The organism is Actinomyces sp. oral taxon 169 (assembly GCF_013394715.1).
Taxonomy (GTDB): domain Bacteria; phylum Actinomycetota; class Actinomycetes; order Actinomycetales; family Actinomycetaceae; genus Actinomyces.
In genome coordinates this window covers 2424478-2439898 of record NZ_CP058259.1, presented here as the reverse complement: position 1 = coordinate 2439898, position 15421 = coordinate 2424478, and the positions used below count along the sequence as shown (strand labels likewise).

Genomic DNA, 15421 nt, shown 5'->3' with positions numbered 1-15421 from the left:
CCCGGGACGGGGCGGCGAGGTGGATAGGGGTGTGGTAAGGGAGGGCGCTGCTGGGGCTCAGCCCTTGACGGCGCCGGCCGCCAGGCCGGACTGCCAGAAGCGCTGCAGGCCCAGGAACAGCACGATCAGGGGGATGACGCCCAGGAGAGCGCCCTGGAGGAGCGCCCCGTACTGGGGGTTGAAGTAGGTCGACATGCCGTAGAGCCCCAGGGTGACGGGCTTGAGCTCGGCGGAGTTGATGGTCATCAGCGGTAGGAAGAAGTTGTTCCAGGTGGCCACGAAGATGAACAGGAAGATGGTCACCATCGCCGGTGCGAGCAGCCGCAGCACGATGGTGAAGAAGATGCGGACCTCGCTGGCCCCGTCGATGCGGGCGGAGTCGATGATCTCGTTGGGCACTGAGGAGTCGGCGTAGACGCGTCCCAGGAAGACCCCGAAGGGGCTGACCGAGCACGGCAGGATGATCGACCAGACGGTGTTGGTCAGGTGCACGGCGTCGAGGACCAGGTACAGCGGGATGGTCAGCAGCGCGATGGGCATGAGCAGCCCGGAGAGGATGACGACCTGGACGGCGCCCCGGCCCGCGAACTCGAACTTCGCCAGGCCGTAGCCGGCGGCCACCGACAGGAGCGTGCCCAGCACCCCGGCGACGCTCGAGTAGAGCAGGGAGTTGAGGATCCAGCGCCAGAAGAGCCCCTGGGTCCAGCTCATGAGCGCGCTGTAGTTGGTGGAGAAGCTGTTGTGTCCGGAGAACCACCACCCGGAGGTGGTCAGCAGGTCGGAGTTGGACTTGGTGGAGGAGACGATGAGCCAGTAGACCGGGCCGAGCATGTAGGCCAGGACGATGACCAGGACCGCGATGGTCATAGCCCGTGCGGGCACCGACGGGCGCAGCGAGCGAGGAGTGTCGGTGGGCTTCACTTGTCGATCCTGTTCTGCACGAGGGCGTAGAGGGCGGCCAGGACGCCGGCCACCAGGGCGATGAGGACGGAGATCGCCGAGGCCGGCCCCGAGCCGGACGGTGAGAGCGCACCGGTCATCGAGTTGTAGGCCATCATCATTGGCGTGTAGTCCAGCCCCATCCACTGGTTCTGGCTGTAGAGAACAGTGGGCTCGTTGAACAGCTGCACCGTCCCGATGATGGAGAGCAGGACCGCCAGCAGCGAGGCGGAACGAACCATGGGGATCTTGATGCGCCGGACGATCTGCCAGCCGGTGGCCCCGTCGATGCGGGCGGCCTCGTAGAGCTCGCGGGGCACGGACTGCAGCGCCGCCAGGAAGATGAGCATGTTGTACCCGGTGAAGGTCCACGTCGTGATGTTGGCCATCGACCACAGGATGATGCTGCGACCGAAGAAGTCCACCTTGAGACCCACCAGCCCCAGCAGCTCATTAATGGGGGAGAAGCTGGGGTTGTACATGTAGAGCCACATGATCGCGGCCACGATCCCGGGGATCGCGTAGGGCAGGAAGAAGCCCAGGCGGAAGACCGTCACCCGCTTCACCAGGAGGGAGTCGAGCACCAGCGCCAGGGCGAGGGCCGCCAGGATCATGACCGGGACCTGGACCACGCCGAACAGCAGGACCCTCCCCAGCCCCTTCCAGAAGGCGGGCTGTCCCGCCGCCTGGACGTAGTTGTCCAGGCCCACGAAGGTGCTCACCTTCTCCCCGCCGCCGTAGAGGTCCGAGCCGGAGGCGACGTCGCGGAAGAAGGACCGGTAGACCGACACCACGATCGGAATGAGGAAGACGACGGCGAACATGGCCAGGAACGGGGCCACGAACCCGATGCCCGCCCGAGCCTCCCTACGCTTTCGCAGCGAGGTGGTGCGGATGGCGGATGCGCCCGTGGTCGTTGTCGTCGTGCTCATGATGCTCTCACTTCGATCGTGGTGCCGGTGGCTGCCTGTGTCTGCAGGTGGGCTGTGCTCGACCGCCTACTCGGCGACGGGCAGGTTGGCGTCCTTCAGGGAGCTGACCGAGGTCTTCTGGGCCGCCTGGAAGATCTCATCGACCTTGCCGGTCCCCTTCCCGGCCGCCTCGGCGGCCTTGGTCATGGGGTCGGCCAGGGAGGGCCAGGTCGGCATGAAGCCGAACTTGGAGTTCACGGCCGCGTTGGCCTTGGTGAACTCGGCGTAGACGTCCTGCCCCCCGAAGAAGGTGGAGATGGTCTGCGGGGTCTTCACCGGGGCCTTCGCGGTCAGGACCAGTCCCTGGGTGGCCAGGTCGTCGACCTGGGTGTTGAACCAGTCGTTGAAGGCCATGGCCCCCTCGGGGTTGGAGCAGCCCTTGAGGACGGCCACGCCCGAGCCGCCGTCGGGACCGGACATGGCCTTGTCGCCGAAGGCGGGCAGCTGGGCGACCGCCCAGGACCCGGCATTGGGGGAGTCCTTCATGGTGTCGGCCAGGAGAGCGCCCTCCCAGGCGGCCCCGATGGTGCCGATGAGCTGCTGGTCGACCAGCGCCTTGCCGAAGGAGTCGTCCCAGCGGTTGGCCACGAGGGCCGTCTTGGAGTCCAGGACCCCCTGCCAGAAGGAGGAGACCTTGGCGGTCTCGGGGCTGGAGACGTTGACCTTCCACTTGTCGTTCTCAGCGCTGAACCACTGGGCATTGGCCGCGGCCGCCTGGCCCGCCAGGGTGTTGGGGGCCTCGTCGGGCTCGAAGGCCAGGGCGTACTTGCCCTGCTCGGCCGCCTTCTTGGCGACCTCGGCCAGCTCGGCGCTCGTCGTGGGCACCTTCAGCCCGAGCTGGTCGAAGGCTGCCTTGTTGTAGAAGTAGACCAGCGGGCCGGAGTCCTGCGGCAGACCGACGACGGTCTTGCCCACGGTCATCAGCGACATCGACCCCTCGGAGAAGTGCTCCTTGTACTTCTCGGCCTGGGCGGAGACGTCGGTGAGAAGGCCGGAGGTATAGAGCTTGGGGATCTCGGCGTAGCCGACCTGGGCCAGGCAGGGGCCGGTTCCGGCCTTCACGTCGTTCTCCAGCTTGACGTTCATGTCCGCGGCCTTGCCGTCGAACTTGGTGGCCTCGACCTTCATGTCGGGGTGCGCGGCGTTCCAGCGGGCCACGATGTCGTTGACCTTCGTCATCCCCTCGCCGTCGGGCAGACGGTGCAGGTAGTGGATGACGCCGCCGGAGGAGGCCGAGCCGGATGAACCGGTCGTGGCCGAGCAGCCCGCGGCGAGCATCGCGAAGGCGAGCAGCGAGGCGGCCAGTGCGTGTTTCTTCATGGGAGTTTCCTTCTTCGTCATTGAAAAGGCCCGGCGTCTGCCGGAAGGAGCGGGGGCGCGGCGGGGCGGTGACAGAGAGCTGTCGGCGCTGTCGGTGTTGTGGGCGCGCGCCTGTGAGTGGAGCGTGGATATGGAACGGGGGTGCTCACTGCGAGGCAGCGGTGAGCCACTGGTGCCCTCCTTCCTCCAGACGGACCGTCCGGGGGCCCTGGGGCGTCGGCACCGTCGTGGTGACGGGCTCCAGGGAGTTGTTGATGACGAGGGTGGTGCGGCCATCGGGGTAGGCGGCCACCTCCACCCGGGGGTCGAGGGCCACCCAGGCGGAGAACTCCTCCTGGCGTCCCGCGGCCCAGAAGATGGCCCGGTGCAGCAGCCGGGAGTTCTGGGCGCTGTAGGGCAGCCCGGTGGCGTAGACCGCCCGGCCCCTCCCCAGCTCGTGGACCGCGAGGCGGACCTGGCCGTCCGCGGCGTCGAGCACCCGGGTGGCGGGACTGGTGACGACGACGTCGGGGGTGCCCTCGCCGTCGTCGAGGCCGCCGGTCAGGTCCCGGGTGATGAAGTGCTCCTCCACCTCGGGAGCACGACGGCGCGTGCTCAGGCCCCAGCCGATCTCCCGGTCCACTCCCAGGACGTCGGCGAGCTGGAAGGTGACCCCGTGGGCGGGGCGGGCGCTGGGAGCCCCCACCCCGATGAGGCCGCCGCCGTCGGCCACGAAGGAGCTGACTGCGGCCACCAGCTCCGCATCCGCCCACTGCTCGCCCCCGGAGAAGGCGGTCCCCTCGGCGCCGACGCAGATGAGGACCTTGACGTCCGGGGCCAGGCCGGCGCGCACGTCGTCGAAGGACAGGAACTCCACGTCCACCGGCAGCCCCGACAGCGCCTCGAGGACCCCCAGGTAGGTGTAGGTCTGGCGGTACCACAGGGCGTGCGCGACCATATGCGTCATCCAGGAGCGCAGACGGCCCCAGGAGTTGACGACCGCGACCTTGAAACCGGGGGTCAGCGGACGCAGCCCCGCGGAGCGCTCGTGGATGGAGCGGAACTCCGAGACGATCTGCTCGACGCGGTCGATGAAGTCGGGGTGCTCGACGGCCAGGGACAGGTAACCGCCGTAGCCGATCCGGTCCAGGGGGGAGCGCACGATGGCGCGCCGGGCCTCCAGCCAGCTGCGGTTGGCCTCGGAGACGGGATCGCCCCCCGGGTGGAAGACATCGGGGAAGAAGTACGGCAGGAACCGGCCCTCGGTGTAGCGCACGTGCGGGATGTCGGCGATCATCCGGCAGGTCGCCCCCGATCCGACCGAGCCGACGACGGCGTCCAGACCGGTGGTGGCGAAGTGCTCGCCATAGGGCTCGGTGCCGATCCAGTTGTCGCCCAGGAACATCATCGCCTCCTTGCCCTGGGCGTGGACGGCGTCGGTCAGCTCGCGCACCCGGGAGCACACGAAGCGCTGCTGGAAGTCGATCCAGTCGCGGAAGGCGCGGGTGGGGACCCGGAAGGGGGAGTTGTAGTAGCCGGCGTCGACGAAGTCCTCCGCGGTCAGGCGGTAGCCGTACTCCTCCTCGAAGGCCTCCAGGGCGGGGACGCTCACCGAGGCGGAGTAGCCGAACCAGTCGACGAAGCGCTCGGTGGCGTCGGCGCCGTAGACGAGGGTGAAGTGGTAGAAGAAGGTGGTGAAGCGGACCACGTCCACCTCGGGGTGCTCCGTGAGCCAGGCGCTCAGGTGGGCGCGCACGTGAGACCACGTGGCCTCGTGGCGCACGTCGAAGGGCTTGTCCTTGACTCGCGTGGGGTCCTCGTCCCAACCGTTGGTGAGGTAGTTGTACATCTGGGTGGGGTCCCAGGTCTGGATCGCCAGGAAGCTGACGGTGTAGACGTGCCCGGCGAGGGCCTCGTGCACGGTGACCGTACGTCCGTCGGCCTCGATGCTCCACGCGGTGGCGGGCAGCTCCTGGCCGGTGGTGCGGTCGTGGGCCTGCCACCAGCGCGTCACGTCGCAGGCGGTGTCGGGGCGGACCTGGTCGGCGAACCAGGAGGCCAGCAGGTCGATGCTCACGGGGCCGTCGGCAGTGGCGGCGACCCGGTCGGACATGAGGAAGATCCGGGTGGCCTCATCGGGGTGGGCGTCGGCCCAGGCGTTGTCGCCGCGGCCCACGAAGTAGGTGGAGTAGACCTTGGTGGCCAGCTCCGAGACGATGCCGGGCAGCTCGGTGCCATCGGAGTTCCGCACGGCGTCGGCGCCCAGGCGGGCGATGAGGCGGCGGACCTCCTCATCCATGCCGGTCTGGATCGGCAGGGTGAGGCGTCCCCCCGCCTGAGAGGGGAGCGGCGCCGCGGGCTGGGTCTGGAGAGACATCAGCACTCCTTCGGGCTGAATAGTCTGAACTCCGAACAAACTACAGCATGCGGCGCCCGTCCGCCACTGGCGAGGCGGTCGATATGCCTGGTGGCACCTAGGATGCGGGTCTGAGATCCACCAGGGTGGGGTTGTCGAGCACGGACTCCAGCGCCACCAGGGCCGCCCCGTAGGACGAGGCCCACTGGCCCAGGTGGGAGGTTTCCAGCCTCACGGCGGCGCGCTGGTCCAGCAGCCGATCCCTCAGGGCGGAGGCGGTGGGGGGGACGAACACGTCGGCGAAGGTGGCCAGGTACCCCGACAGCACGATCACCTCAGGGTTGAGGACGTCCGTGAGGATCGCCAGGGCGCGCGCGAGCGCCCGCTGGGAGAGCTCCAGCCTCCGGGTGAGCTCGGCGTCCCCGGCGTCGAAGCGCCGGCGCAGGAGCTCGATGCGCTCATCCAGGGAGGTCGTCTCGTCACGCGCCGCGTCGCCCGGCGGGTAGGCCGAGGTCAGGGCCTGCAGTCCGGAGCGGGTCTCCCAGCAGCCACGCCGCCCGCACCGGCACTCCAGGCCATCGGGCTCCACGGGCATGTGGCCGACCTCGCCGGTCAGGCCCAGCCAGCCGCGCAGGAGGTGGCCGTCGGAGATGATGCCGGCGCCGATCCCCTCACCTCCCGACAGGTAGAGCAGGTTGCGCACCCCGTCCTGCGCGTAGCGCTCATAGGTGGCCAGTGCGGCGAGCTTGGCGTCGTTCTCCAGTGTGATGGCGGGGACGCTCCGGCCACGGCCGATGCGGCGGGAGACCGCGTCGCGGACCCGGTCCGCCACGGCGACGTCGTGCCACTCCAGGGTGGAGGAGTAGCGCACGGTGTTGTCGGCGTAGTCGATGATCCCGGGCTGGGCCAGGACGATGCCCGGCACTGTCGTCCCCTGCTGCGTCAGTTGCTCCAGGGCCTGGGACAACATGGCCGCCACATGCTCGATCATCGTGTCAGGGTTGTGGCCGGTGTCGGCGACGAGCTCGCAGTGGCGCGCGATGACCTCTCCGGTCAGGTCCGTGACGGACAGGAGCAGCGATGCCCCGCTGATCTCCAGGCCGATGCCGGCCGCTGTACGGGGGGCCGGGCGCAGGCCCGTGCTCGGTCTGCCGACGTTGCCGGACAGATCCGGCTCCTCCTCGGTGAGCAGGCCCCGGGCGCACAGCTCGGCCACGAGGGTCGAGACCGTCGCCTTGGACAGCCCCGTCTCGCGCGCCAGGCGTGTGCGCGACAGGGCGGGACTCATCTGGAGGTGGCGCAGGATGAGCGACATGTTCGAGATGCGCACGTCGGCGTGGGCCTTGGGTCTGTGTGTGCCCGGGCCCCCGAGGGTTCCCCAGAGGTCTGGACCGCCTGCCGGGATCCATCCTGCAGCCGGCACGTCAGTTCCCTCCTCCATCGGTGTCCCGGTTGGTCCTGCGGACCGCGGGCGTGCCCCTCAGCGTAGTGATTCCAGACGAGAGGGGAGGGGGTTTGGGTGCGTGCCATGTTTGTTCCGCTGAGGGACGGAGTAAGCCTGCGAAGTAAATATGACTATTATCACACCTCAGGGCTCTGCGGAGTTCCAGTTGCGTGTGCGGACGTTGTTGGTTATGTGACGCGTTTGTGTGCGTGCTGTGTGGGACATCGGGGAAGGTTCGATGTTCGTGATGATTTCAAGCATTCTCGGTGCTTGTGGACGGTGGTATCGGGCCGCGTGCGGCAGGCGGGTCCTGCCCCGTTCTGCGGGCGTGGCACTGGACACGCCCACGGGCGTGTCAAGGCCTGAGGTCCCCTGAAATCGCGGGATTCTGCGCCTACTCAAATTGACCACTCGAACACTGCGCAGGACTATAAAACGGGCTTGCCGTCGTCGCTGGGTCCGGACGCGGCTCTCACAACTCGTCTTCCGGACCCTCGCGGCCAGGCTAGGAGCTAGATCGTGAGGAGTGCAGTGAAAGTCATTGAGGCCAACCATGTCTACAAGGTCTTCGGGCGGAGACCGTCCGACGGCGTCAAGAAGCTCAAGGCCGGCAGGACGCGGGACCAGCTGAGGAAGTCAGGGCAGACCGCCGCCGTCATCGACACCACCTTCGACGTTGACAAGGGCGAGATCTTCGTGGTCATGGGTCTGTCGGGTTCCGGGAAGTCCACCCTCATCCGCATGGTCAACGGTCTGCTGCCCATCACGGCCGGCAGCATGACCCTCTACGGGGAGGACCTGGCGCACGTCTCGAAGTCGAAGCTGCGCGAGCTGCGTCGTGAGCGCGTCTCCATGGTCTTCCAGAACTTCGCCCTCCTGCCGCACCGGACGGTGGGGGAGAACGCCGCCTACGGCCTGGAGATCCAGGGCGTGAATCGCTCCGAGCGCGAGCGCCGGGCCGAGGAGGCCCTGTCCCTGGTGGGCCTGGAGGGCTGGGGCGGCTACAAGCCCGGTGAGCTCTCGGGCGGTATGCGTCAGCGGGTCGGCCTGGCCCGGGCCCTGGCCGCCGAGACCGACATCCTGCTCATGGACGAGGCCTTCTCCGCGCTCGACCCGCTCATCCGCCGGGAGATGCAGGACCAGCTCATCGACCTGCAGGGCAAGCTCGGCAAGACGATCCTTTTCATCACCCACGACCTCAACGAGGCCATGCGCCTAGGGGACCGCATCGCCATGATGCGCGACGGCCGCGTCGAGCAGGTCGGCACCGCCGAGGAGATCCTGCGCGACCCCGCCTCCGACTATGTCTCCCGGTTCGTGGCCGACGTCGACCGCACCCGGGTCCTGACGGCCGGCTCCATCGCGGAGCCCCCGTACGCGGTCCTGGGTTCGGACCGCAGCCCCCGCGCCGCCCACAAGCTCCTGCGGGAGAACCAGCCGCCGTGGCTGCTCGTCCAGAACCGCGACCGCACGCCCTTCGGCTATGTCTGGGAGGACGACGTCGCCCGGGCGGTCAAGGAGGGCTCCGACGCGCTGCCGCTGTCCACGATCCACGAGATGCCGGTCGTGTCGCACTCGACCCCCGTCAACGAGCTGTTCGCCCACGCCGCGCAGCACGCCGCCCCCATCGTCGTCGTCGACGACGACGGACGGATCTCCGGCGTCATCCCGCGCGTCACCCTGCTGGCCGCCATCAGTGAGCAGAACCAGGAGGCCGGCGAGGCCAGTGAGACCACCGAGGCCGAAGGAGCCGACGCCTGATGATTCCCGTACACACTCCTCTTCCCAAGATTCCCCTGGGCTCGGCGGTCGAGGTCCTCATTGAGTGGATCCAGGTCCACCTCCATGGCTTCCTCAGCGCGATCTCCCGGGCCGGAACCCTGGTCAACGACAACCTCGTGGACCTGCTCCTGGCTGTTCCCCCGCTGCTCATGGTGGTGGTCTTCGTCCTCATCGCCTGGATGGCGAAGTCGTGGAGGCTGGCGGTGGGGACTGCCATCACCTTCCTCGTCATCATCTCCCTGGGGCAGTGGGTCAACGCGATGGAGACGCTGGTCCTGGTGACCCTGGCGACCCTGACCGCCCTCATCTTCGCCATCCCCCTGGGAATCTGGGCCGCCCGCAACAAGTACGTCAGCGTCCTGATCCGTCCGGTCCTCGACCTCATGCAGACGATGCCGGCCTTCGTCTACCTCATCCCCTCGGTCCTGTTCTTCTCCATCGGGGTGGTGCCCGGGATGTTCGCCACGCTCATCTTCGCGATGCCCCCCGGGGTGCGCATGACCGAGCTGGGCATCAAGCAGGTGGACAAGGAGACCGTGGAGGCGGGGCGTTCCTTCGGCGCCACCGACTGGCAGATCCTGCGGGGCATCCAGCTGCCCCTGGCCGTCCCCACCATCATGGCGGGCGTCAATCAGGTCATCATGCTGGCCCTGTCGATGGCTGTTATCGCGGGCATGGTCGGTGCCGACGGCCTGGGGAAGGAGGTCGTCAAGGCGCTCGCGACGATCGACATCGCCAAGGGCACCGAGGCGGGTCTGTCCATCGTGTTCCTGGCGATCTACCTGGACCGGGTGACCGCGGCCCTCGGGGCGCCGCGGGAGAAGGGCTCGCTGCTCTCACTCATCAAGAAGCGGTGACCCATGACTCGACGACGCTTTTCCACTTCGCCCTCACCGGCGTCGGGCACGTATCGAAGGAACACCATGCAGACCTCCCGCCGCACCTTCACCGCCGCTCTGGCCTCTCTGGCGGCGTCGGGCGCCCTGTCCGCCTGCGGTAAGGGTTCGGGCGGGGGCAAGCGGCTCCGTCTCGGGTTTCTTCCGTCATGGAGCGATGGGCTGTCCATGACCCACCTGATCAAGACCCAGCTGGAGAAGGCCGGCTACCAGATCAAGCTCATGGATCTCAGTGAGGCCGGACCGCTGTATGCGGGCCTCAGCCAGGGGGCGGTCGACCTCTTCCCCTCTGCGTGGCCGGACGTCACCCAGAAGAGCTACATGGACAAGTACCGCACCTACATCGAGGATCTGGGGACCTACTACGACTCGGCCCAGCTGTGCTGGTCCGTCCCGGACTACTCCTCCATGCAGTCGATCGAGGACATCAAGCCACACGCCTCGCAGATCGGCAACAAGATCATCGGTATCGAGCCGGGTGCGGGTCTGACCAAGGTGTCTCAGGAGGACGTGATCCCAGCCTACGGTTTGGGGGACATGAAGTTCCTGACCTCCTCCACCACCGGGATGCTGGCCGAGCTCAAGAAGGCCGTCGATGCCAAGCAGGAGATCGTCGTGACCCTGTGGCACCCCTTCTGGGCGAACACCACCTATGGCATGCGGGACCTGAAGGATCCCAAGGGCGCGCTCGGTAAGGGGGAGGGGCTTCACTTCCTGGGGCGCGAGGGCTTCGTGCAGGACTACCCGGAGATCGCGAAGTGGCTGGGCTCCATCAAGATGGATGAGGCCACCTACGGCAGCCTCGAGGACCTCGTCGTCAACACCTACGGCGAGGGCCGGGAAGATGAGGCCGCCATCGCCTGGTCGAAGAAGCACCCGCAGTACGACTTCAAGAAGTCCTGACGCCGGAGAGTCGAAGGGTTTGGGTGGGGTGTCCGCCAGGCGGTGCGGTCGGGCCCGCCGGCCAGTACGGGGTGGGCCCACCGACAGGGACATTCCACGCGGCCGGGTGCGGCCTGCTCCAGCCGGGGGCATTCGACGCCGTCGGGGACCACAATCCGGTCCCCGCGCGCGCAGGACGTCCCCGGTCGGAAGAAATCGCACCCGCGCGCGTGGAATGTCCCCGGCCAGGACCGGCGCCGCCGCGACTCGCGCTCTGGGCGCAGCGACCGCGAGCGGGGGCTCTCAGTCCTCGATGCGGTTACCGTCCTCGTCGAGGTAGTAGCCCTCGTCGTCGATGGGGCGGAAGGTCATCCGGCCATCGGCGATCTCCTCGGCGAAGTGCTCCCGCGTCATCAGTCGGGTGTGGCGGCCGCGTTCCTTCATCTCCTCATAGGACATCGGTGTCTTCCATGGCCGATCCACTGCGCAGGAGATGAGCAGGAAGATCGCCCAGGTCAGCAGCGTCAGGTGAGTGAGACGGTGCGGTGCGAAGACCATGGCCGCCGCTGCTCCGCAAATGGCCGGGCAGATGAGGGCGGACAGGATCCGTTGCGCCGTGCTCATGTCGTTGGTGCGTCGGATGCGCATGGTCAGGCGCATTGATGCTGCGTCGAGTGTTTCTCTCACCGCGGTCGCCAGAATGGCGAATCCTGAGATTTGGTCGTAGGTGAGTCCGGCGCGAGTGAGGGCGGACCAGATGGCCAGCACGACTCCGACAGCGAGTGACTCGAGGACTCCCAGGAAGACTCTTCCCCCAATCACCGCTGACAGGGGGACGGCCGGCTTCCAGGGGCGGTCTGGTGTGCTGGTGACGTTGCGTGTGCTCATATGCCCTTCCCCCGACGCTACAAGCTCACAGATGACGCTCTCTCACCCTAGCAAGCCTGTGATCGTCGTCGCAGTTGAGGGCTGTCGGGGTCCGTCTGACGGCTACAGCGCCGCGTGGGTCAGTGCGATGCGGCGGAGCTGGGGCAGGTGCTTGCGGGCGTCGCGGAAGTCGGCGGTGACGTACTCCGGCGGGATCGGCTGGGGCTGATGGATGCGCTCCTGGAGGGCGTCGTATCCGAGCGAGGCGTCCCACGGCCTCTCAATGAGAGCGACGAAGGCCATGAACGGCAGCCACGTGAGAACCGTCAGCGCCGTCGTCGACGCCAGGGCGAGGAGGCGAGCGGCCAGGAATCCCGCGACCGCGGGGCAGGTCGCGGCGATGATCGTCAGCAGCAGGCCGTGCGGATCCCTCGAGCGCCAGGCCCGCATGATGAGCCGGTGGGCCGAGGCGTCGATGAGCTCGCGAATCGCCACCGCCACCACGGAGAACAAGCACGCCCTGCCGAAACCCAGCCCGGCGCGGGTCAGCGCCGACCAGACCAGCACGATGACCGTCAGGCCGACGGCGCCGGGCAGCCCGAGAACCAGGCGGCCCACAACCATCGCGGAGACGGGCGTGACGGGCTTCCAATGACGGCGCCCTGCGTCCCCCGCCCCCGTGCTGCCCTCGTTCATGGCTTCCCCTCGGTGTGATCGCGAATTCAACCGCACGAGCCATTCTACAAAGGCCTGCGGACAGGGGCCTGCGCTCACGGCCGCGCTCGACGCCGGCACAGGGGCGCGAGACGGCGCCGGACAGTCCGGTGCGCAGCCCTGTGGATGTTTGCCGAGGTGGGCCCCGCCACCCTTGTCCCGGTTTCGTCGTCTTGATTGAAGATCGTGCGTATTCTGTGCCCGTGAGTCCGGACCATCAGCATGCCAACGGCGAGATCGACATCGCCTCTCTTCATGCTCAGGACTCCACCGGACTGCTGGATCGCATCGACCGCGCGGTCGTCTGGGACATTCCTCTGACGACGCCGTTTCGCGGCATCACCCGCCGCGACGGCGTCCTGCTCCACGGCCCCGGGGGCTGGGGCGAGGTCGCGCCCTTCTGGGACTACGGGTTGGAGGCCAGCGCGCCCTGGCTCGCCTCCGGACTGTGTCAGGCCCTGGGAAACTCCCTTCTTCCCCGCTACCGGGAGACCATCTCCGTCAACGTGACCGTCCCCGAGGTCGGCGCCCAGGACGCCTCCGATCTGGTGCGGGCCTCGGGTGCCAGGACCGCCAAGGTCAAGGTCAGCGGCAGCAGTGACAAGCGCTCGGCGGACCTGGAGCGCCTCGAGGCGGTCCGCTCGGCCCTGGGGCGTTCCGGCAAGATGCGTATCGACGTCAACGGCGCCTGGGACCTGGACACCGCCCGCGAGAACCTGCCCCTCATGGACCGAGCCGCCGGAGGGCTGGAGTACGCCGAACAGCCCTGCGCCACCGTCTACGACCTGGCCGACCTGCGCCGCGCCGTCGACGTGCCCATCGCCGCCGACGAGTCGATCCGGCTGTCGGCCAACCCACTGGAGATCGTCCACCGGCGCGCCGCCGACGTCGCCATCCTCAAGGTGGCCCCGCTGGGCGGGGTGCACCGGGCCCTGGACATGGCCGAACGCCTCGGACTGCCCGCGGTCGTCTCCTCCGCCCTGGACACCTCCGTGGGTATCATGGCCGGAGCCACCCTCGCCTTCAGCCTGCCCTCCCTCAGTCACGCCTGCGGCCTGGGGACCACGCGCCTGCTGACCCAGGACGTCGCCGAGCCCAGCGTTCACCCCAATAACGGGACCCTGCGTCTGGACGCCGCCGCCCCCGTCTCCGAACGCCTTCTGAACGAGGTCAAGGCCGGGCCCTACCTCACCAAGCACTGGCAGACGCGCCTGCTGCACCTGGCCAGCGCCCTGCACGCCCGCCGCCAGCGCGAGGCCCGCGACCCCAGCCGGGCCGTGGCCGGGCTGCCGCTGTAGCCCCACCCCCGCCGTGCGCAGGGCTCACCGTACTGTGACCAATCGCAGCGCAGTACCGGCGATGCGCTCTCGTATCCTCGCCCCTGTGACCGATTCCCCGGAGCGCCCGCAGCTCCCGCCCGCCATGGCCGACGCGCGCAGCCTCGTGGCGGCCCTCCTGGCCGAGGGCGTGCGCGAGGTCGTCCTGTGCCCGGGATCGCGCAGCGCCCCGCTGGCGGAGGCCCTGGCCGACGCCGCCGACGCCGGGCGCCTACGGCTGCGCGTCGTGCTGGATGAGCGCAGTGCCGGCTTCATCGCCCTGGGGGTCGCCCGCGCCCACGCCCTGAACGGGCACAGCCGCTGCGCCGCCGTCGTGACCACCTCGGGTACGGCCGTCTCCAACCTTCACCCGGCCGTCAGCGAGGCCGACGCCGCCGGTATCCCCCTGCTCGTCATCAGCGCCGACCGGCCCCACGAGCTGGTCGGCACCGGCGCCAGCCAGACCACCGAGCAGACCAAGCTCTTCGTACCGGCCCTGCGCCTGGGTGTGGACCTGCCAGCCGACTTGGCCGCCGACCTCGGGGGCCACGCGGCCGACGCCGCCATCGCAGGGCAGGTGCGCCGCGCCGTCGCCGCCGCCACCGGGACCCTCAGTCGGGATCCCGGGCCGGCACAGATCAACGCCCGCTTCCGTCCGCCCCTGACAGCGGAGGGCGCAGTGGAGGGCGCAGCGGAGGACACAGCGGAGGATGCGGTGCCGCTCGCTCCGGCGCCGCCCTCCCCGCCAGCTGCGACGGCTGCCCCGGCAGCAGTACCGGCCTGCGCCCCGGAGGCCGGTGCCGGCCGGCCGGCCGGCAGTGGCTCCTCCGCGCAGGGGAGGGGGATCGTCGTTGCCGGTGACACCGCCCACCCCGCCGTCGGCTCCATGGCCAGGTCTCTGGCCGAGCACCTCAACTGGCCACTCCTGGCCGAACCCACCTCCCAGGCCCGCAGCGGCCCGCAGGCCCTGAGTCGTTACGCCGAGCTGCTGGGCACCCCTGCGGGCCGCGCGCTCGCGCAGCAGGCCGAGCACCTCCTCGTTCTGGGCCACCCCAGCCTCAGCCGCTCCATCACCGCGCTACTGGGGCGCGAGGACCTCAACGTCACCGTCCTGACCGAGTGCGCCCGGTGGACCGACGTCTCCGGGCGGGCTCGACGGGTCGTCCCCATGGATGGTCCCGATCACCAGCCAGACGACGCCGCCCTCCGCTCGGCCCGTCTAGTCGCCTCCCTGGGCCTGGAGAGCGCCGACGCGGCCTGGACCGACTCCTGGCGTAGGGCCGTGGCGGATCTTCCCGAACCGGACCGCTCCAGCAGCGGCGACGCCCTGGCTCGGGCCGTGTGGGAGGCCAGCCAGGCCCCCGGCGCCCCCACCCTCCTGCTGGGCTCGTCCATGACGGTGCGGCGCCTGGACCGACTCGCCCAGCCCGGCGCCGCCGCCCCGAAGGCGGTCGCGAACCGCGGCCTGGCGGGCATCGACGGCACCATCGCCACCGGGATCGGACTGTGGATGGCCTCAGGGGAACCGGTTCGCGCCGTCATGGGTGACCTCGCCTTCCTCCACGACGCCATGTCCTTGAACCGGGGCGTGCGCGAGGAGGAGGCCGACCTGCAGGTGATCGTCGTCGACGACGGCGGGGGCGCGATCTTCTCCCACCTCGAGTACGCCCGCACCACGCCAGCGGGTCGGTTCGAACGGCTCTTCACCGCCCCTCAGCGGGCGGATATCGCTGCGCTGGCCGCAGCCCTGGGGGCCCGCGTCCATGTCCCCGATGATGTCGAGGCCCTCCGGGGACTCCTGGCTGAACCGGTCGACGGCGTGAGCGTCGTCGTCTGGGAGACCACAAGGCACGGTCCTCACACCGTGACAACATGAACGACGATAGAGATGGACGGCAGCCAGCGGGATAGGACCCGCGGCGGTGGACCCGGCTCACCCCGAGCCCACCGCCGGA

Annotated in this window: 12 protein-coding genes; 5 read left to right on the top strand and 7 right to left on the bottom strand. The window is 69.0% G+C overall.

The features are described from left to right. Positions 1-57: 57 nt before the first annotated feature. From HW274_RS10285 to HW274_RS10265, 5 genes are all read right to left on the bottom strand, one after another. On the bottom strand, positions 58-921 hold the full coding sequence (locus HW274_RS10285; RefSeq protein ID WP_075254337.1) for a carbohydrate ABC transporter permease: 864 nt from the start codon (positions 919-921) through the stop codon (positions 58-60). After that, a complete protein-coding gene (locus HW274_RS10280) occupies positions 918-1871 on the bottom strand; it encodes a carbohydrate ABC transporter permease (RefSeq protein WP_003787199.1) in 954 nt (317 codons plus the stop codon). Before HW274_RS10280 ends, HW274_RS10285 begins: the two co-directional genes overlap by 4 nt. Before the next feature lie 66 nt (positions 1872-1937). Further along, a complete protein-coding gene (locus HW274_RS10275; RefSeq protein WP_081376237.1) occupies positions 1938-3230 on the bottom strand; it encodes an extracellular solute-binding protein in 1293 nt (430 codons plus the stop codon). Between the two features lie 145 nt (positions 3231-3375). Beyond that, complete coding sequence (gnpA, locus tag HW274_RS10270; protein ID WP_075254335.1) at positions 3376-5586, bottom strand: 1,3-beta-galactosyl-N-acetylhexosamine phosphorylase; 2211 nt, start codon at positions 5584-5586, stop codon at positions 3376-3378. Positions 5587-5683: 97 nt separating this feature from the next. Then, the gene (locus HW274_RS10265; RefSeq protein ID WP_256692481.1) at positions 5684-6895 is read right to left on the bottom strand and encodes an ROK family transcriptional regulator; all 1212 of its coding nucleotides are present in this window, start codon (positions 6893-6895) and stop codon (positions 5684-5686) included. Between the two features lie 645 nt (positions 6896-7540). Between HW274_RS10265 and HW274_RS10260 the strand changes: the two genes are divergently transcribed. The 3 genes from HW274_RS10260 (at position 7541) to HW274_RS10250 (ending at position 10590) form a co-directional block, all read left to right on the top strand. Next, entirely contained in the window at positions 7541-8770 is a 1230-nt protein-coding gene (locus tag HW274_RS10260; protein ID WP_075254334.1) for a glycine betaine/L-proline ABC transporter ATP-binding protein, read from the top strand. Continuing rightward, positions 8770-9648, top strand: coding sequence for a proline/glycine betaine ABC transporter permease (locus tag HW274_RS10255; RefSeq protein WP_075254333.1), 879 nt, complete (start codon positions 8770-8772; stop codon positions 9646-9648). Before HW274_RS10260 ends, HW274_RS10255 begins: the two co-directional genes overlap by 1 nt. 66 nt (positions 9649-9714) lie before the next feature. After that, positions 9715-10590, top strand: coding sequence for a glycine betaine ABC transporter substrate-binding protein (locus HW274_RS10250; RefSeq protein WP_075254332.1), 876 nt, complete (start codon positions 9715-9717; stop codon positions 10588-10590). A 282-nt stretch (positions 10591-10872) separates the two neighbouring features. Here the strand turns inward: HW274_RS10250 and HW274_RS10245 are convergent, their stop codons facing one another. After that, positions 10873-11457, bottom strand: coding sequence for a hypothetical protein (locus tag HW274_RS10245; RefSeq protein ID WP_185988737.1), 585 nt, complete (start codon positions 11455-11457; stop codon positions 10873-10875). Between the two features lie 102 nt (positions 11458-11559). Then, the gene (locus HW274_RS10240) at positions 11560-12132 is read right to left on the bottom strand and encodes a hypothetical protein (protein ID WP_256692480.1); all 573 of its coding nucleotides are present in this window, start codon (positions 12130-12132) and stop codon (positions 11560-11562) included. Between the two features lie 215 nt (positions 12133-12347). On the opposite strand from HW274_RS10240, the gene HW274_RS10235 reads away from it, so the two are divergent. Next, complete coding sequence (locus HW274_RS10235) at positions 12348-13448, top strand: o-succinylbenzoate synthase (protein ID WP_185988736.1); 1101 nt, start codon at positions 12348-12350, stop codon at positions 13446-13448. Between the two features lie 124 nt (positions 13449-13572). Beyond that, positions 13573-15342, top strand: a complete 1770-nt coding sequence (menD, locus tag HW274_RS10230) for a 2-succinyl-5-enolpyruvyl-6-hydroxy-3-cyclohexene-1-carboxylic-acid synthase (RefSeq protein WP_075254328.1) — start codon at positions 13573-13575, stop codon at positions 15340-15342. Positions 15343-15421 lie beyond the last annotated feature (79 nt).